General features: G+C 70.0%; 1 protein-coding gene. It reads left to right on the forward strand.

Annotated elements, in window-relative coordinates; genetic code table 11:
- Nucleotides 1–317, forward strand: a 317-nt coding sequence (locus tag AMS65_RS00245) for an SDR family oxidoreductase (protein WP_157501954.1), incomplete at both ends; no start/stop codon positions are given.

Raw genomic sequence — 317 nt, forward strand, 5'->3', positions numbered from 1 at the left:
CGTCTGCGCTCGGCAACGCGGGGCAGGCGAACTATTCGGCCGCAAAGGCCGGCATTCAGGGGTTCACGAAAACCCTCGCGCTCGAGCTCGGGCGCTTCGGCGTCACGGCGAACGCGGTGGCCCCGGGCTTCACGGTCACCGACATGACCCGCAGCGTGGCCGAGCGCGTGGGCGTGCCGTTCGAGCAGTTGGTCGAGCGCGAGGCCGCAGCCACCGCGGTGCGTCGCGTCGGGTCGCCCGACGATATCGCGAACGCGGTCGCGTTCTTCGTTGCCCCCGAGAGCGGTTTCGTATCGGGTCAGGTGCTGTACGTGGCG

It is taken from the genome of Leucobacter celer subsp. astrifaciens, assembly GCF_001273835.1.
Lineage (GTDB): Bacteria > Actinomycetota > Actinomycetes > Actinomycetales > Microbacteriaceae > Leucobacter > Leucobacter celer.